Annotated in this window: 15 protein-coding genes; all 15 read left to right on the top strand. The window is 54.2% G+C overall.

The features are described from left to right. The first annotated feature begins 257 nt into the window (after window positions 1-257). Window positions 258-1,376: a hydrogenase small subunit gene (locus KKG35_00460; protein MBU1736588.1), complete on the top strand. Its 1,119-nt coding sequence runs from the start codon at window positions 258-260 to the stop codon at window positions 1,374-1,376. Between the two features lie 13 nt (window positions 1,377-1,389). Beyond that, entirely contained in the window at window positions 1,390-2,355 is a 966-nt protein-coding gene (gene hybA / locus KKG35_00455) for a hydrogenase 2 operon protein HybA (GenBank protein ID MBU1736587.1), read from the top strand. A gap of 44 nt (window positions 2,356-2,399) precedes the next feature. After that, entirely contained in the window at window positions 2,400-3,536 is a 1,137-nt protein-coding gene (gene hybB, locus KKG35_00450) for a Ni/Fe-hydrogenase cytochrome b subunit (GenBank protein ID MBU1736586.1), read from the top strand. A gap of 31 nt (window positions 3,537-3,567) precedes the next feature. Beyond that, the gene (locus KKG35_00445) at window positions 3,568-5,271 is read left to right on the top strand and encodes a nickel-dependent hydrogenase large subunit (GenBank protein ID MBU1736585.1); all 1,704 of its coding nucleotides are present in this window, start codon (window positions 3,568-3,570) and stop codon (window positions 5,269-5,271) included. An 11-nt stretch (window positions 5,272-5,282) separates the two neighbouring features. Then, a complete protein-coding gene (locus tag KKG35_00440; protein MBU1736584.1) occupies window positions 5,283-5,801 on the top strand; it encodes a HyaD/HybD family hydrogenase maturation endopeptidase in 519 nt (172 codons plus the stop codon). 1 nt (window position 5,802) lies between these two features. Further along, window positions 5,803-6,153 carry a hydrogenase maturation nickel metallochaperone HypA gene (locus KKG35_00435; GenBank protein MBU1736583.1) on the top strand — a complete coding sequence of 117 codons (351 nt, stop codon included), beginning with the start codon at window positions 5,803-5,805 and terminating at the stop codon, window positions 6,151-6,153. Beyond that, entirely contained in the window at window positions 6,146-6,937 is a 792-nt protein-coding gene (hypB, locus tag KKG35_00430) for a hydrogenase nickel incorporation protein HypB (protein ID MBU1736582.1), read from the top strand. Before KKG35_00435 ends, hypB begins: the two co-directional genes overlap by 8 nt. A 148-nt stretch (window positions 6,938-7,085) precedes the next feature. Further along, window positions 7,086-9,365 (top strand): carbamoyltransferase HypF, encoded by a 2,280-nt coding sequence (hypF, locus tag KKG35_00425; GenBank protein MBU1736581.1) that lies wholly within the window; start codon window positions 7,086-7,088, stop codon window positions 9,363-9,365. A 19-nt stretch (window positions 9,366-9,384) separates the two neighbouring features. Continuing rightward, entirely contained in the window at window positions 9,385-9,681 is a 297-nt protein-coding gene (locus tag KKG35_00420) for a HypC/HybG/HupF family hydrogenase formation chaperone (protein MBU1736580.1), read from the top strand. 24 nt (window positions 9,682-9,705) lie between these two features. Beyond that, window positions 9,706-10,791: a hydrogenase formation protein HypD gene (gene hypD / locus KKG35_00415; GenBank protein ID MBU1736579.1), complete on the top strand. Its 1,086-nt coding sequence runs from the start codon at window positions 9,706-9,708 to the stop codon at window positions 10,789-10,791. A gap of 212 nt (window positions 10,792-11,003) precedes the next feature. After that, window positions 11,004-12,014, top strand: coding sequence for a hydrogenase expression/formation protein HypE (hypE, locus tag KKG35_00410; protein ID MBU1736578.1), 1,011 nt, complete (start codon window positions 11,004-11,006; stop codon window positions 12,012-12,014). A gap of 242 nt (window positions 12,015-12,256) precedes the next feature. Continuing rightward, on the top strand, window positions 12,257-12,541 hold the full coding sequence (locus KKG35_00405; protein ID MBU1736577.1) for a cytochrome c: 285 nt from the start codon (window positions 12,257-12,259) through the stop codon (window positions 12,539-12,541). 44 nt (window positions 12,542-12,585) lie between these two features. Then, entirely contained in the window at window positions 12,586-14,238 is a 1,653-nt protein-coding gene (locus KKG35_00400) for a DUF3373 domain-containing protein (GenBank protein ID MBU1736576.1), read from the top strand. 189 nt (window positions 14,239-14,427) lie between these two features. Then, window positions 14,428-15,501, top strand: a complete 1,074-nt coding sequence (gene ispG / locus KKG35_00395; GenBank protein MBU1736575.1) for a flavodoxin-dependent (E)-4-hydroxy-3-methylbut-2-enyl-diphosphate synthase — start codon at window positions 14,428-14,430, stop codon at window positions 15,499-15,501. 103 nt (window positions 15,502-15,604) lie between these two features. Beyond that, a complete protein-coding gene (locus tag KKG35_00390; GenBank protein ID MBU1736574.1) occupies window positions 15,605-17,335 on the top strand; it encodes a proline--tRNA ligase in 1,731 nt (576 codons plus the stop codon). The last annotated feature ends 132 nt before the right edge of the window (window positions 17,336-17,467 follow it).

Genomic DNA, 17,467 nt, shown 5'->3' with positions numbered 1-17,467 from the left:
ATGAAACGTGAAATCATTTGGATAATAGTATTTGTTGCGGAAATATCACGGAAAGCTGAATCGCGATTCAGGAAATTTTCTTGACTTGATTCAGTTTTGGTGGTGTAAAAAAGAGGCTTGCAGCCCGAGCCCCGAAGCCATGATGAGCATTCCGTCAGTTGCGACGGCGGGCAACGACATAGATGTGTTAAGGTTTTCACCAGAGCAAACCGGCCTCATTGTGAGACCGACTTAAACCCTAATCAAAGAGGGGATAAATGAAGCAGACACACTTTGAAAAGGTTACAGGCAGGCTGAGCGGCGTTTCCCGCCGTGATTTTATGAAATTCTGTACGGTGATGGCTGCAAGTATGGGGCTGCCTCTCGAGGTTGCGCCACAGATTGCCGAAGCCATCACTTCGGCCAGAAGACCAACGGTCATCTGGTTGTCCGGCCAGGGGTGTACCGGCTGCACCGAAACGCTCCTCAGGCCTTCCCACCCCACCCTCGAAAGTCTGATTCTGGACCTCATTTCCCTTGATTATAACGAAACATTGAATGTCGGAGCCGGTCATCAGGCCGAGGACTTTATGCACCGCTCCATCGAGGAGAACCACGGCAAGTTCATTCTGGTGGTCGAAGGCGCAATTCCGTTAAAGGATGGCGGAGTCTACTGCCAGATCGCCGGCCGGCCATTTGTGGACATCGTGAAGGAAACCGCTGCCAAGGCGGCGGCGCTGGTTGCCATCGGGTCCTGTGCTTCCTGGGGTGGCATTCCTTCCTCCGGGCCGAATCCCACCGGGGCCACCGGGTTGCCCCAGGTACTGAAAGGCCATACGGTTGTTACCATTCCGGGTTGCCCCCCGAATCCGTATAACTTCCTTTCCACTGTTTTGCACTTCCTGACTTTCAAAAAGCTGCCGGCCCTCGATGAAAAAGGGCGGCCGAAATTTGCCTACGGCCGGCTGATCCATGAAAACTGTGAGCGGCGTCCCCATTTTGATGCCGGACGTTTTGCCGAGAAGTTCGGTGACGACGGACATCGTCAGGGATACTGCCTCTATAAGCTCGGCTGCAAGGGCCCCATGACCTATGCTAACTGCCCGGCGGTCCCTTTCTGCGATGTCGGCTCCGGGGCCTGGCCGGTCGGAACGGGGCATCCCTGCTTCGGCTGTACCGAACAGGGGGTCGGGTTCACCATCCCGCTTCACACCCAGGCGGAGGTCAAACAGATCACCCCTTCGGCGATTCATGCTCCAATAACTGCTGACCGAGGGTCATCAATATCAGCCGGTGCTGCAGCTCTCGCCGCCGGTGTTGCCGGAGCGGCGATTGGCGCGGCCGCTGTGGCAACCAAGAAACTTGGTGAGAAAGAATCCGACCGCGACCACTCATAACAGGAGCGAGGCCATGAAAATCAGGCGAAGAGACTTTCTGAAAGGGATCGCCTCGGGAGGTGTCCTGGCGGTGATCGGGAAGCCGGACCTGGCTCTTGCCACGGAACGGCAGTACCAGCCGGGTGCATTGGGGATCCTGTATGATGCGACATTGTGTGTCGGCTGCCAGTCCTGCATGGTTGCCTGTAAAAAGGCGAACAATATGCCCATGGAGCGGACCAGGGCTCCGGGCGTCTGGGACGATCCCGTCGACCTTTCATCATCCACGCTGAACATTATCAAGAAATATCAGCATGGCGAAGGGCAGGTTAAAGACAGTGTGGACGGGTACTCCTTTGTAAAAAGGCACTGTATGCACTGTGTGGAGCCGTCCTGTGTGTCAGCCTGCCCGGTTTCGGCGCTGACCAAGGATAAAGAGAACGGCATCGTCGGCTACAACAAGGAAAGGTGCATCGGCTGCCGCTACTGCCAGATCGCCTGCCCTTTCAATATTCCGAAATTCCAGTGGGACGATCCCACTCCGGAAATAGTCAAATGCCAGCTCTGCAGCCATCTCGTTGAGAAGGGCGGAATTTCCGCCTGCTGCGAGGCGTGCCCCACCGGGGCGTCATTGTTCGGACCGGTCGAATCCCTGATCAACGAAGCCAAAAGGCGGCAGCAGATGGTGCCGGGAAAGTACTATGATTTCCCGATTTCCGATCTTTCCGGGAGAACCTCCCCTGAATTCAAGTCCCGGATGGCGGCCAAGTACGTGCCGGAAATCTACGGCGAGTATGAAGTCGGGGGAACCCAGGTTCTCCATATGGCCGGGGTGCCTTTTAACAAACTTGGTTTTCCCGACCTGCCCCACGAGTCTTACGCAAGCATCTCGGATGGAATCCAGTATGCCATCTACAAAGGGATGGTCTACCCGATTGTTGTCCTAGGCGGGCTGATTTATATGGTCAACAAACGTGAAGGCGGAGATAAAGAGGAATAGTCCGGCAGGGTTCCTGCAGGGCTTTAATCTGAGGAGTACTGATCATGAGTGAAGCAAAACCAATTGGCGGAAAGGTCTGGTCTTTACCGGTGCTGTTTTTTCTTGCGGTTGTGGTCCTGGCTTTATTCTTTCTGGCCCAGCGATTTTTTTACGGGCTCGGAGCCGTTACCAACATGAATGACGGCTATCCCTGGGGGATCTGGATTGCCTACGATGTGGTGATCGGCACCGCTTTTGCCTGTGGTGGGTACTGTATGGCACTGTTGGTCTATATCTTTAACAAGGGCGAATACCATCCTTTAGTCCGACCGGCGCTGATGGCCAGCATGTTCGGCTACACCCTGGCCGGGGTTTCGGTCATCTTTGATATCGGCAGATACTGGCAGGCATACAACATCATGATCCCTGCCTATATGAACTTCAAATCGGTCCTGCTGGAGGTGGCCTTGTGTATCGGCACCTACGTTCTTGTGCTGTGGATCGAGTTTGCCCCGACCTTTCTGGAAAAGCTCAAGGCGGACCGGCTAGCCGCGAAACTGAACAAGGTGATCTTTGTTTTCATCGCGCTGGGGGTGTTGTTGCCGACCATGCACCAGTCATCCCTCGGCACCATGATGCTTGCCGCCGGGTACAAACTTTCTCCCTTCTGGTGGACGAGTTTTCTGCCGCTTCTTTTTCTGCTTTCAGCCCTGATCATGGGCTATGCGGTCGTGATTTTTGAATCGACCGTGGCGGCCCTGGCATTTAACCGGCCACTGGAAACCAGAATTCTCGGCAAATTGTCCGAAGTGATGGTCTGGATTCTCGGTTTTGTGCTGGTTGTCCGTTTTCAGGATCTGAATGCCAGAGACTTGTTACCTATGGTTTTTGGTGGAGGATTCAAGGCCAATATGCTGGTGCTTGAAAACCTGTGCCTTCTCGCCGCAATGATGACCCTGATTTATCCGGCCAACCGGAAGAACCCGAAGCTTCTCTTTCTCTCGGCAATTGCGATCATGCTGGGCGGCGGTCTTTACCGGATGAATACCTACCTGGTCGGCTTTGATCCCGGAAACGGCTTCACCTATTTCCCGTCGGTACCCGAGATGGTTATTACCTTTGCCATTATCTCGGTTGAAATAGTTGCCTATGTCTGGTTTGTGAAGCGTCTGCCGGTGCTCCATGAGATAAAACAGGCCTGAGAATGCAGGTTCAAGATAAGGAGAAATAAAGATGGCTAAAAGAATTGTTATTGATCCGATCACCAGGATTGAAGGTCATTTACGGATAGAGTGCGAAGTGGACAAGGGCAAGATCGTGAACGCCTGGTCGGCCGGGACCATGTGGCGGGGAATCGAGAAGATTCTTGAGGGGAGGGACCCTCGCGAGGCCTGGATCTTCACCCAGAGAATTTGCGGGGTCTGCACCACTGTTCATGCCATCACCTCGGTGCGGGCCGTTGAGAATGCCCTCAAACTTGAAGTGCCGATGAACGCCCAGTACATCAGGAACATGATCATTGCCGCCCATGGCATTTTTGATCATATCGTTCATTTTTATCACCTGTCGGCCTTGGACTGGGTGGATATTGTGTCGGCCACCAAGGCTGATGCCAAGGCCACCGCCAAACTTGCCCAGAGTCTTTCCCCCTGGCCGCACAACAGTCATGGCAACATCAAGGGTATTCAGGACAAGCTGAAATCATTTATTGCCACCGGGCAGCTCGGGGTTTTCGGCAGCGGTTACTGGGGGCACCCGGCAATGAAGCTCTCTCCGGAAGTGAACCTTCTGGCCGCCACCCATTATTTCCAGGCGCTGGATTATCAGCGGCGGATCAACAAGGTTGTTGCCATTCTCGGCAGCAAGAGCCCTCATATCCAGAATCTGGCGGTGGGCGGGGTGTCCAATCCGATCAATCCCGACAGCCAGTCGACCCTGACTCTGGAACGTCTTTTCTATATCAAGGAGCTCATTGATGAGATCGGCGCCTTTATCAACGATGTCTATATGGTTGATGTGAGTGCGGTTGGTGCATTTTATGCGGATTGGACCCAGTACGGCGCAGGCGTCACCAATTATCTGAGTGTGCCCGACATGCCGCAGGACACCACCGGGACCCTCTTTGATCTGCCCGGCGGTTATATCCCGAATGGTGATGTGGGTAAATTTGAGAACATCGACAGCTTCGGCGCCGATCTGTTCAAAAACAATGTGAAAGAATCGGTCAAGCACTCCTGGTATGAAGGTGAATGGGACAGGCATCCCTGGGAAGAGGAAACGGTTCCCAAGTATGCCGAGCGCCAGGATGACGGCAAGTATTCCTGGGTCAAATCTCCGACCTTCAAGGGGAAACCGGCCCAGGTTGGCCCGCTGGCCAATGTTCTGGCGATGTTTGCCGCCGGGCATGGACCCACCAAGAAACACGCGACCAGGGTTCTTGATCTGGTCAGCCAGCTTGCGGGGACCAAAGTAGGACTGGGGGCCCTCCATTCAACCATCGGCCGCCACGCGGCAAGGGCCATCAGGTGTGCGGTGCTGAACGATGTTCTGCAGAAACAGTGGCAGGGGCTGGTCGATAATATCGGTGCCGGAGATTACACAACTTTCAACGAGCCGGTCTTCCCCAAAGGGGAAATCAGAGGTGTTGGTTTTCATGAGGCGCCGCGCGGTGTTCTGTCTCACTGGGTGGTCATTGAAGACGGCAGGATCAAAAACTACCAGTGTGTTGTCCCCTCGACCTGGAATGCAGGGCCGAGAAATCAGAATGACGAGCTTGGTCCCTACGAGGCCTCTCTGATCGGGAACCCGGTGGCGGATCCGGAAAAGCCCCTGGAGGTTTTGCGGACAATCCACTCCTTTGATCCTTGTCTCGCCTGCGCCATCCATATGCTCGATTCCGACCGGAATGAAATCGTCAAGGTCAGAACGGTCATTTGAGAGAAGATCGGTTGAACAGCGGAGAATCCGGAGAGGAGAAAACCTTAAATATCCTCGTGCTTGGAGTGGGAAATGTCCTGCTGTCCGATGAAGGAGTCGGCCCCCGGGTGGTTGAGGGGTTGAGCAACGGATATCAGGCTCCTCACGGGGTGGAGTTGGTTGATGGCGGCACCATGGGTTTTGACCTGCTTCCCTATCTGGATGAACGAACCCATCTGCTGGTCGTCGATGCAGTAAATACAGGGAAAGAGCCGGGCCATACAGTCAGGATCAAGCTGGATGACCCGGCTTCTTTTTTCAGAACCATGGTCTCTCCCCATCAGCTCGGGCTGGGTGAGGTGCTTGGGGTTGCCGCCATGACCGGCAATCTGCCCCCGTCGATTGTTGTGATCGGTATTGAGCCCGCCAGCCTGGAAACCAGTATTGATCTTTCGCCGGTAGTTGAAAAGAAACTGCCGGTTCTGATCAAGATGGTGGTTGATGAATTGAAATCTCTCGGTATCATTCTAAAGCCGACTTCCGATGCATGAAATGTCTCTCGCTCTAAATATTGTCGACCTTGCGGTTGAGGCGGCAGAAAAGGAGAACGGCGGGAGATTGAGCGGGATCGAAATAGAGGTGGGGGCCCTGTCGGGGGTTATGGTCGATTCCCTTGAATTCTGTCTTGAGGCGGCGGCACGAACCACGAAGGCCGAGGGCGCCACTTTTTCGATTGTTTCCAAAGCGGCCTGCGGGAAATGCACTGATTGCGGGATTGATTTTGCAGCCACCTCATTCTACCAGCATTGTCCGGGGTGCAACGGGATCGGGGTGCAGATAACCGGAGGCCGTGACCTGAAAGTAACCGCCATTACCATTGAGGAAGAAAGTCCAGATGTGTGATTCATGTGGTTGTGACTCCAGTTCGGATCCGGTAACCATCAGCAAACCGGGATCCCATTTCCATGGTCATGGTCATCCGCACGACCATTCGCACGACCATGACCACGTTCACGTCCAGTCGAGAACCGTCCGGGTGGAACAGGATGTGCTGGCCCACAATCAGGCCATCTCCGAGAAAAACCGTGCGTATTTTGCGGAGCATGGAATCTTTGCCATGAACCTTGTCAGTTCTCCCGGTTCGGGAAAGACGACGCTGCTTGAAAAGACGATCACTGACCTGAAGCATGAAGTATTGATGTCGGTGATCGAGGGTGACCAGCAGACGGCTAGGGATGCGGACAGAATAGATGCCACCGGAGTGCCCGTCGTTCAGGTCAACACCGGCAGTGGCTGTCACCTGGACGGGACGATGATTGCCAACGCCATTGCCAAGCTTGAGCCGGAGGACCGCTCGGTTCTTTTTATCGAGAACGTCGGCAATCTGGTCTGTCCGGCCCTGTTCGATCTTGGTGAATCGGCCAAGGTCGTGATCATCAGCGTCACCGAGGGTGAGGACAAGCCCGAGAAATATCCGTATATGTTCAGGGCCGCCAGGCTCTGTCTGATCAACAAGATTGATCTTCTCCCCCATCTCGATTTTGATGTCGCCGCCTGCCGTGAGTTTGCTGCCAGGGTGAATCCCGAGCTGGAATTTATTGAGGTTTCAGCCAGGACCGGCGAGGGGATGGGGCAATGGTATGCCTGGCTTAAAAGCAGATTGCCCGTTGACGGTCATGCCGGATAACGCATCATCCTTACGCCGGGGTATTTTTAATACAGCCTGGTAAACGATTCTCTGTTCTCCGGCAGGCTTGACAACAGGATGTTCCTGAGAGTGCCCGAGCTAATCATTTGAACTTTTTCTGGTTTATTCATGATGGCGACTGTTTTCCATGACTGCTGAGATCCATCGCAACAAGATAACGGTCAAAGGGCTTGTTCAGGGGGTTGGGTTCCGGCCTTTTGTTTATAATCTTGCCGGGAGTTTAGGTCTCTCCGGTTTTATCATCAATACTTCACAGGGCGTTTTGGTCGAGGTTGAAGGGGTGTGGGCGGCTCTTGAAACTTTTGGCGAGAAACTCCAATCTGAGTTGCCTCCCCAGGCCTCGATATCTTCCTGTCAATCGCTGGAAGTTCTGCCGAAAAATGAAACCGGCTTTAGAATTCTTTTATCAGATTGTTCCGGGGATGTGGCAACCCTTGTTTCCCCTGATCTGGCAACGTGCCCGGATTGTCTGGCCGAGCTTTTTGATCCTTCTGATCGGCGGTTCCTCTACCCCTTTATAAACTGCACCAATTGCGGGCCTCGTCATACCATCATAAGCGCCATCCCTTACGACAGACCTTCGACAACCATGCGCAGTTTCACGATGTGCGGGAAGTGCCGGGAAGAGTATGACGATCCGGCCAACCGGCGTTTTCATGCCCAGCCCAATGCGTGTCCGCAGTGCGGCCCAACCGTTTATTTACTGGATCGTGACGGCGGAAAGAGAGTGGAAGGGGATGCGGCGATTTCCGCCTTCTGCAGCATACTCGATGAAGGCGGGATACTGGCGGTCAAGGGGGTGGGCGGGTTTCATCTGGCGGTGGACGCCACAAACGATACCGCCGTCAAATTGCTGCGGGAAAGGAAGGGCAGGCAAGAAAAACCCCTGGCCGTGATGTTTCCGGATTTTGCGGAGGCGGAAAAGGCGGCGGTTGTTTCCGATGAGATGGCAAAGTTTTTGCGCGTCCCGGCCGCTCCGATCATGCTGGCCAGGAAAAAGTCGGGATTTCACATCTCATCCCAGGTTTCCCCTCACACCGGGCTCCTGGGGATCATGCTGCCCTATACTCCCCTGCACCATATCATTTTCAGCCGGTTCAAACGGCCTCTGGTGATGACCAGCGGGAACCTGAGCGAGGAGCCGATCTGCATCGATAACGATGAGGCATTGGCCAGACTGGGAGGGATTGTCGATGGATTTCTGCTCCATAATCGCGATATCCTGATCAGAAGTGATGATTCGGTGCTGATGGAAGCGGCGGGTGCGGTCCGGTTTATCCGGCGCAGTCGCGGATTTGTGCCCCGGCCGATATTGCTCGCTTCAGACGGCCCGCAGGTTCTCGGGGTGGGTGGTGAACTGAAGAACACCGTCTGTTTCCTGAAAGAGGAGAATGGTTTTGTCGGGCAGCATCACGGCGACCTGCAGAATCTTGAGGCCTACGGTTTTTTCCAGGAAACCGTGACGCATCTGCAGAACATTTTTGATGCTGAACCAGAACTGGTGGTCCATGATCTCCATCCCGGATATCTCTCAACCCGCTGGGCAAAAGAAGAGCAGAGCCTGCCGACCTTGGCCGTCCAGCATCATCACGCCCATCTTGCTTCATGTCTCGCGGAAAACAGGGAGGCCGGTCCGGCGATCGGGATTATCCTGGATGGGACCGGCTATGGTCCGGACGGGGCCATCTGGGGTGGCGAAATACTGACCGGTGATTGCACAAGTTTTGCGAGGAAGTGCTGTTTCGAGCCCATGCTTCTGCCCGGCGGCGATGCGGCGATCAAGGCGCCCTGGCGAACTGCCTTGTCGTATCTGCGGGCGGCGTATGACGGGAATCTTCCCGATCTGGATTTTCTGGCCGGGGAGCCGGTTGCGCCGATTCTTGCGATGCTCGAAAAAAAAATCAATTGCCCGGTCACAACCAGTTGCGGCAGGTTTTTCGATGCTGTAGCGGCAATAAGCGGCGGCAGGAAGGTGATCGCCTATGAGGGACAGGCGGCCATAGAATTCATGGAGCAGGCTTCGGGAAAAGATGGCGCCACATATGGTTGGGCGATTGAGGAAAAAGGTGATATCTTTCACCTGTCGGTCAGGGCAATTGTAAGGCAGGTGGCTGAAGATGTTCTGGCAGGGGTCAGCCGGGCTGAAATCAGCGGTCGTTTTCACCGGACCCTTGCGGTACTGCTGGCCGAGGCGGCAGAGCTGGTGAGTTCGCTCTCCGGATTGAAGAAGGTGGTTTTGAGCGGCGGGGTGTTTAATAACCACCTGCTGCTCGAGCTGCTTGCCGCCCATCTCACCGAAAAAGGTTTTCAGGTGCTGACCCATCTGCAGCTGCCCCCGGGGGATGGTTGCATTTCGCTGGGGCAGGCGGTTATCGGCCGGCAATATCTGATTGGCGGAAGGGTTTAATCAAGCAAGAGGTTTGATCATGTGTCTCGCGGTACCCGGCAGGCTGGTGGAAATCTATGAAGAGGCAGGAATGAGAATGGGCCGGATCGACTATAACGGCACCGTGAATGTAGCCTGTCTTGAGTATGTGCCCGAGATCGAGATCGGTCAGTACACGGTGGTCCATGCGGGCTTTGCGATATCGATCATTGATGAAGAGGAGGCGGCGCGAAGTTTTGACGTCTGGCGGGAATATAAGGAGTCCGCTGCGAGTGCTGGAGTTGATCTCTTTGGGAATAAACTGGCTGATGAACCAGTGTCGAACGATGAGGGATGAGATGGATTATCGCGGGAGAATGGGGTGAAATATCTTTCCGAATATCGCGATCCTGAAACTGCCGGGAAGATGCTCTTTGAGCTGCGGCGAATCGTCACGAAGCCATGGACGATCATGGAGGTCTGCGGCGGCCAGACCCATGCCATCGTGCGGAGCGGTCTCGATCAGGTCCTTCCGGGCGAGATCAGTCTGGTTCACGGTCCCGGCTGCCCGGTGTGTGTGACGCCGCTTGAAACCATCGACCGGGCGATTGCCATCGCCCTGCATCCCGGAGTAATATTCTGCAGTTTCGGTGACATGCTGCGGGTTCCCGGGAGCCGGGCGGATCTTCTTACCGCCAGATCGCAGGGGGCTGATGTGAGGATTGTCTACTCAGCCCTGGAGGCAATCAAAATTGCCGGAGAAAATCCGGACCGCCAGGTGGTTTTCTTTGCCATCGGTTTTGAGACTACGGCGCCGGGGAACGCCATGGGTATCCTTCAGGCCGAAAAACTCGGGCTCAATAATTTCAGCGAACTGGTCTGTCATGTGCTGGTGCCTCCCGCCATCACCGCCTTGTTGCAATCTCCGGATAATCTGGTTCAGGGGTATCTCGCTGCAGGGCACGTCTGCACGGTTCAGGGGCTCTCCGAGTATGAGGAGATTGCCGAAAAGTTCGGGGTGCCGATTGTGGCCACCGGGCTTGAGCCGAATGACATTCTCGAAGGGGTCCTGATGCTGGTGAAGCTTCTTGAAGCAGGGCGGGTTGAGGTGCAAAACCAGTACACAAGGCTTGTCCGGCATGAGGGCAATGTCCATGCCCGGAAAGCAGTCGCCGAAGTTTTTACGGTCTGCAATCAGAAGTGGAGAGGGATTGGCGAAATTCCCGGCAGCGGTCTGATGATCAGAGAGAAATTTTCGAGGTATGATGCCGCCCGGAAATTCGGTGTGGGGGATATCAATGTCAGGGAGCCGGAAGAATGTATCAGCGGGCTGGTTCTGCAGGGTCTCCGAAAACCGGCAGAGTGCGCGGCATTCGGTGTGAATTGCACTCCGGAAAAACCACTTGGGGCGACCATGGTCTCCAGCGAGGGGGCGTGCTCCGCTTATTACAAGTACAAGGCGATTTGACAGGAGGAACCTTGTTGTTCCTGGTATTAAAATGATTAAGGAGATGAGTTTTGAAGGACACCGAAAATCATCAGAATTATAGAAGTTCACAGGAGATCGAAGATGCGCGGAAGAGTCCTGAGAGCAATAGCCGGCTATGCTCACAGGCCGATGACAAAGCAGGTTCGGTCTCCTGTGAACTTCTATCGGGATTCAGTTGTCCTCTGCCGTTGATGAACCATGATACGGTCCAGCTGGCCCACGGCAGCGGCGGGAAGCTGTCTGCCGAGCTCGTCGAGAAACTGTTTCTACCCCGCTTTGCCAACAGGGCCTTGAACCGGCTTGAAGATCAGGCGGTGCTCGACAATCCCGGCGGCAGGCTTGCCTTCAGTACCGACACCTTTGTCGTTGATCCGCTGTTCTTTCCCGGCGGAAATATCGGTGATCTTGCAATAAACGGTACGGTGAACGATATCTGCATGTGCGGTGCCCAGCCTATCGCCTTGAGCGCCGGGTTTATTCTCGAGGAAGGGCTTCCCTTTGATATCCTGCACCGGATTCTCCTGGCCATGGAGAAGGCTGCCGCGGAGGCCGGGGTAAAAATAGTAACCGGTGACACCAAGGTTGTCCCTAGAGGCGGGTGTGACAAGATCTTCATCAATACCTCGGGGATCGGGGTTCTGCCGGAAGATGTTGCGATGTCCGCAACAGGGATATTGCCCGGCGACCGGATTATTCTCTCGGGGACGGTAGCTGATCACGGGATGGCGGTCATGACCTGCCGCGAGGGACTGTCTTTTCAGTCGGAGATCGAAAGCGACACCGCCCCGCTGAACGGCCTGGTCGAACAGATGCTCAAGGTCAGCCGCAAGATCAGAGCGATGCGGGACCCGACCCGTGGAGGACTTGCCACCACATTAAACGAATTTGCCGCTTCATCCGGAAGGGGCATAGTCATTCAGCAGTCGCTGGTCCCGGTTCGGGGGAGTGTCCAGGGGGCCTGTGAAATACTGGGGATTGATCCCTTCAACGTTGCCAACGAAGGCAAACTGGTTGCCGTTGTTCCTCCTGAAATTGCAGGTGAAATGGTTGATGCGATGAAAAAACATCCTTTGGGAAAGGACGCAGTCATCATCGGCGAAGTGACCGCCGATCATCCGGGAGTGGTGGCTCTGAAAACGGGCCTTGGGGTGAAACAGGTCCTTGATATGCCGGTTGGGGAACAACTGCCGAGAATCTGTTGACAGTCGATGGTTTCTGTTTGAATTTATTCATAAAATTGTTGACAAATCAGCTCTTTAATGTGAGAAATATAGGAAATATTCAGTAATATTGGGTAATTAGCATATGTGGAGTTGTAGACAAGAGTGGCTGTGTGCAAAAAAAATTTAGCAATAACAGTAATTTAATCAATCAATTAATTAATATTTTAGTGCAATATTAATCATTTTGCAGAGGGGGTTGGGTTTTGAAAAAAATCTCTTTCATTATCACGGCGTTATGCTCGCTGGTTATAACATCCCTGGCCTGGGCCGGGAGTGGCGACGCCCTGTTCAAGCAGAAATGCGGCTCATGTCATGTGAGGGGCGGTGAGGCTGCCCCGGTAAACCCGGGCGACAAGGCGGGCAGGGTCTGGAAGAAGTACTTCCTGAGGGGAAGGCATCCGGTGGAACTGAGCGTTACCGATGCGGATATGGACGAAATCCTCTCTTACCTTGAAGAGCATGCGGCTGACAGCGACAAGCCGGCAATGGCGGTGATTCCCAAATGAAAAAGAATATTCAAAGACATGGAATATATTCAGGAGGCAATAAAGTGAAGAGAACTTTGATCGCAACAGCGGTGTTATTGGCCTGGACCGCCACCGCCTATGCCGGAGATTTGGTTGTCAAGGTGCCGGCCGAAGAATACGAACAGACCAAACAGCAGCTTCTGGAACTCCAGAAACGTTTTGATGCCATGGAAAAGAAGGCGGTTGCCCCTCAGGGTGAAGATGTCGGTTCTTCTCATCTCCGGAAGGTGAATCGTGATATCGATGAGATTTACGATACCCTGGACAAGGTGGAAACCAGGGCCATTCTCGACCGGATCAACCTGGGCGCCGAGATCAGGATCCGGGCTGATAATTATCAGCTGAAAGAGTATCAGCCGACCTATTACGGTTTTAATGCCGCCAATAATCAATTTGAGTGGTACGGCGGCGCGGCCTTCTCCGGTGGAATGGGTGTGTATTTTCCTGCCGCTCCTCCCAATGTTGTCTCTTATATTGCGGACGAGAGGAATGACTCCAACTGGAGCAGCCGTTTCAGGATCAATATGGGATCGGAAGTTTCCAATACGGTCCAGTTTCATGCCCGTCTTGCCCTGCAGAAAAACTGGGCGGACTCGATGGGCGCATTCAACCATGACAACAATCGGGCCCACGTCGCAAATGGAGACACGACCCTGAAGGTCGACCGGTTCTATGTTGACTGGACCCCGAAGACCTTTATCCCCATCGGTCTCAACTTCGGGCGTCTGCCGACATCCGATGGCCCGCCGAATGAATTCAAGGAAGACCGCAAACGGCAGTCAATCTATCCGTCCCTGATCTTCGACGGTGAGCCGGACGGGATCGTCGCCACTCTCGGTCTTGAGCGATATACCGGGTTGAAGAATGCCGGTCTCCGTTATTTTTATGCCATGGCCGTTCAGTACGATGCCGACCATACTTCAATGACTTATCTGGACAGTGTTGTGAATGATATGTACAAGGACAACCGGGTGCAGGCGGTGTTCTTTGAGACGGAGTTGCCTAAACTCCGCGACAGCCTCCTGGTTCTTTCTTATGTTCCGGCAGTTGACCTTCTGATGTCAAATCCGACCGGGACCAGCATGGCCAACGTGGGTGATGTTACTTTGTATGGTGCACATTTACAGCTCGTCGATATTTTTGGGATCGGGCTTGACCTCTTTGCTTCATACGGGATGAACCGGAATGAGCCGAGCGGAAGTACCATAACTCTTGCCGATCAAAGAGCAGGTGGGGCAAGTTTGGACTACGGTCTGATGACCAGCAATGTAACCGGGGGTGGGGTTTCCAGTGAAGTCACTAACGGTGAGGCCTGGTACGCTGGTTTCAGGTATGAAATTCCGGCCGCTTTCCTGAACCGGCCGAAAATCGGATTCGAGTATAATCACGGTAGCCGCTACTGGTTCAGTTACACTCCTGGCTCGTCAGAAATCTTCAACAAAATGGCTACCCGCGGCGAGGTGTTTGACGTGTATTATCTGCAACCGTTCAACAAGGAGATCTTCCTGAGGGTTGGATACACCAAGATCATTTACCATTATGCCGGTTCAGGAATGCCGATCGGCAATCCGGTCGAGTATGATGACACGACCGATCCTTTCAGCCAGATGATGTCACCAAACGCCCAGAATCCTGAGTTCTACAATTATTACCTTACACTGGATACCAGGTTCTAAGGCACTCAAGATCTTCAGGCAGCAATCCGTTTGAAAAAATCCACGTCCATCCGGGCGTGGATTTTTTTTTATGCTGTTCATGACGAATCCAGAGAAAATGGTTTAAAGTGCAAAAAATGAGTTGAGCGGGTATAATCGCGCCGGGTTTTGCGGGTGGCTTTACCAACCGAGAACAGGCTGATTGTGGAAATGGTCGAGAGGAAGGTTACAAAACAGATATCCGTTGGCGATGTCCCCATTGGCGGAAATGCGCCGGTGGTGGTGCAGTCGATGACCAATACCGACACCCGGGATATTGAGGCAACGGTTGCCCAGGTTGACCGGCTGGCAAAGGTGGGTTGCGAGATCATCCGGGTGGCGGTCCTCGATCTGGAGGCGGCCGGGGCTATCCGCGCCATCCGGGAAAAGATTACCATGCCCCTGATCGCGGATATCCATTTTGATTCCCGGCTGGCCGTTGCCGCCATGGAGAACGGCGCCCAGGGGATCCGGATCAATCCCGGGAATATCGGCGGGCACGACAAACTGGCCAGGGTCGTTGCGGCGGCAAAAGAGCATCAGGTGCCGATCAGGGTCGGGGTGAATTCCGGTTCGGTTGAGAAGGATATTCTGAAAAAATATGGTCATCCGGTTCCCGATGCCCTGGTGGAAAGTGCCCTGCGGAATATCCGCCTTCTGGAGGAGCTGGGATTTCACGAGATCAAGGTCTCGATCAAGTCCTCGGATGTGCTCACGACAATTGCTGCTTACCGGAAACTTTCACAACATACCGATTATCCCCTGCATCTCGGGGTGACCGAAGCGGGCGGACTCATTGCCGGTACGGTCAAGTCAAGCGTTGCTTTGGGCATGCTTCTTTCCGAAGGAATCGGCGACACCTTAAGGATTTCCCTGACCCGTGACCCGGTAGAGGAGATCAGGGTGGCCTATGAGTTGCTGCGGGCGCTGAAGATCAGGGAGCGCGGCCCGGAACTGATCTCCTGCCCCACCTGCGGCCGGTGCCAGGTCGATCTGTTTTCTCTGGCGGAGAAGGTCGAGGCCCATGTGCAGACCCTTGAGGTTCCGCTCAAGGTGGCGGTGATGGGTTGCGTGGTCAACGGCCCTGGCGAGGCGAAAGAGGCCGATCTCGGAGTCGCCGGCGGACATGGGGTCGGGATCATCTTCAAGAAAGGCGAGCTGTTCCGGAAAGTCCCGGAAAGTGAGCTGCTTGAGGTCTTTCTCGCCGAGATCGACAAAATGGCTGCGGAAAAAAGTGGAGAGTGAGGAGTGAAGAGTTAAAAGTGGGGAGTGGGGATGGCACGGTTGATTTTTCCACTTGGTTTTCTTCTTCTCAATAACAACACCTCAATAATGAACAGGAATCAAAATGCGCTATTCACAATTGTTGTTGCCGACACTGAAAGAGGATCCGGCCGAGGCCGAGGTCGTCAGTCATCGCCTCCTGCTCAGGGCTGGTTTTATCCGTAAACTGACTTCAGGGGTGTATTCCTACCTGCCCCTTGGGCTTGCCACGATCAGAAAGGTCGAGACGATCGTCAGGGAGGAAATGATCCGGGCGGGAGCCCAGGAGCTTCTGTTGCCCATCGTTCAACCCGCCGATCTCTGGATCGAATCCGGGCGGTGGATCAAGTATGGCCCGGAACTGCTCCGTTTTAAAGACCGGCATGACCGTGAAAGCTGTCTCGGTCCCACCCATGAGGAAGTGATCACCGATCTGGTGCGGATGAATGTCCATTCCTATCGCAATCTCCCTCTGAACCTGTTTCAGATCCAGACCAAGTTCCGCGATGAGATTCGTCCCCGTTTCGGCCTGATGCGCGGGCGGGAATTCATTATGAAAGACGGCTACAGTTTTGATCAGGACGAAGAAGGGGCGAACCTGACCTACCAGAAGATGTATGACGCCTATCATCGTATCTTTGCCCGGTGCGGTCTGTCATTCAGAGCTGTTGAAGCGGATACCGGGACCATTGGCGGCAGTTATTCCCACGAGTTCATGGTGCTCGCGGAAACCGGGGAGGACACCCTGGCGATCTGCAGTTCCGGCGGCTGCGGGTATGCCGCCAATCTTGAAAAGGCCTCCGGCAGCGCTCCGCTGAAACCAGAGCCGGAACCCGAGCTGCTTGCGATGGAAAAAGTTGAGACCCCCGGCAAGCGGAAGGTCGCGGCGGTTACCGAGTTTCTTGGCATCTCTCCTAAAGAGCTGGTGAAGACTCTGGTTTATATGGCCGATGGCAAACCGGTGGCGGTGCTGCTGCGCGGGGATCACGAGGTTCAGGAGGTGAAACTGAAAAATATGCTGGGCGCCCTTGAGGTTGAACTGGCCGATGATCAGCAGCTTTTCGATGCGACCGGTGTTCCCAGCGGGTATCTCGGGCCGGTCGGGATCAGGATTCCGATGGTTGGTGATCGGGAGATTGAGGTGATGCGGAATGTTGTGATCGGTGGCGGGGAGAAGAACTTTCATTTGCGCAACGCCAACCTCGGGCGTGATTTCACGGTGGACAAGATCGGCGACCTCCGCGAGGTGACCCCGGAAGATCGCTGCCCGGTATGCGGAAGCGAACTTGAATTTACCAAAGGGATTGAAGTCGGGCACATCTTCAAACTGGGGACAAGCTACAGCGAAGCGTTGAAAGCAACCTGCCTCAACAGTGACGGACAGGAGAAGCCTTTTGTGATGGGCTGTTACGGGATAGGGGTCAGCAGAACAGTAGCTGCCGCTATCGAACAGAATCATGATGCTGACGGGATACAATTTCCGCTGCCGATCGCGCCTTTCCAGGTTTCAGTTCTGAACCTCTTGCCACAGGACAGGAACATTACCGAAGCTGCGGAAAAGGTGTATGCCGGATTGCAGAAAGCAGGGGTCGACGTCCTCCTTGATGATCGGGACGAGAGGCCGGGGGTCAAATTCAAAGATGGAGATCTTGTCGGCATCCCTTACCGGGTCACAATCGGCAAGAGTTTCACTAATGAAGGGCTGGTCGAATTAAAAGACAGGCGCAACGGCGAAACCCTGAATCTGCCTCTGGTTGAAGCTGTCCCCCATCTGGTGAAGGTGGTTACCGACGAACTGGCGGGTCTTGCCGGATAAAGCTTAACTCAACTTTCTGAGTTATGTTAATCTCACGATCATAAAGGGATTTTGGCGATTTTTTCGTGCCTGTATCCCGCAAGAAGTCAGAAGCCAGGAGTCAGAAGCCAGGAGAAAAGCTTAAATAATCAG

The sequence above is a fragment of the Pseudomonadota bacterium genome, from assembly GCA_018823285.1.
GTDB lineage: Bacteria > Desulfobacterota > Desulfobulbia > Desulfobulbales > JAGXFP01 > JAHJIQ01.
This window is presented reverse-complemented; position numbering and strand designations above follow the sequence as displayed.

What these genes read in the sequence shown, in the direction of transcription:
- hypE (MBU1736578.1), top strand. Translation starts at nt 11,004, where the DNA reads ATGAACCATGATACGGTCCAGCTGGCCCACGGCAGCGGCGGGAAGCTG.
- ispG (MBU1736575.1), top strand. Translation starts at nt 14,428, where the DNA reads ATGGTCGAGAGGAAGGTTACAAAACAGATATCCGTTGGCGATGTCCCC.
- KKG35_00390 (MBU1736574.1), top strand. Translation starts at nt 15,605, where the DNA reads ATGCGCTATTCACAATTGTTGTTGCCGACACTGAAAGAGGATCCGGCC.
- KKG35_00435 (MBU1736583.1), top strand. Translation starts at nt 5,803, where the DNA reads ATGTCTCTCGCTCTAAATATTGTCGACCTTGCGGTTGAGGCGGCAGAA.
- hypF (MBU1736581.1), top strand. Translation starts at nt 7,086, where the DNA reads ATGACTGCTGAGATCCATCGCAACAAGATAACGGTCAAAGGGCTTGTT.
- hypB (MBU1736582.1), top strand. Translation starts at nt 6,146, where the DNA reads ATGTGTGATTCATGTGGTTGTGACTCCAGTTCGGATCCGGTAACCATC.
- hybA (MBU1736587.1), top strand. Translation starts at nt 1,390, where the DNA reads ATGAAAATCAGGCGAAGAGACTTTCTGAAAGGGATCGCCTCGGGAGGT.
- KKG35_00420 (MBU1736580.1), top strand. Translation starts at nt 9,385, where the DNA reads ATGTGTCTCGCGGTACCCGGCAGGCTGGTGGAAATCTATGAAGAGGCA.
- hybB (MBU1736586.1), top strand. Translation starts at nt 2,400, where the DNA reads ATGAGTGAAGCAAAACCAATTGGCGGAAAGGTCTGGTCTTTACCGGTG.
- KKG35_00460 (MBU1736588.1), top strand. Translation starts at nt 258, where the DNA reads ATGAAGCAGACACACTTTGAAAAGGTTACAGGCAGGCTGAGCGGCGTT.
- KKG35_00445 (MBU1736585.1), top strand. Translation starts at nt 3,568, where the DNA reads ATGGCTAAAAGAATTGTTATTGATCCGATCACCAGGATTGAAGGTCAT.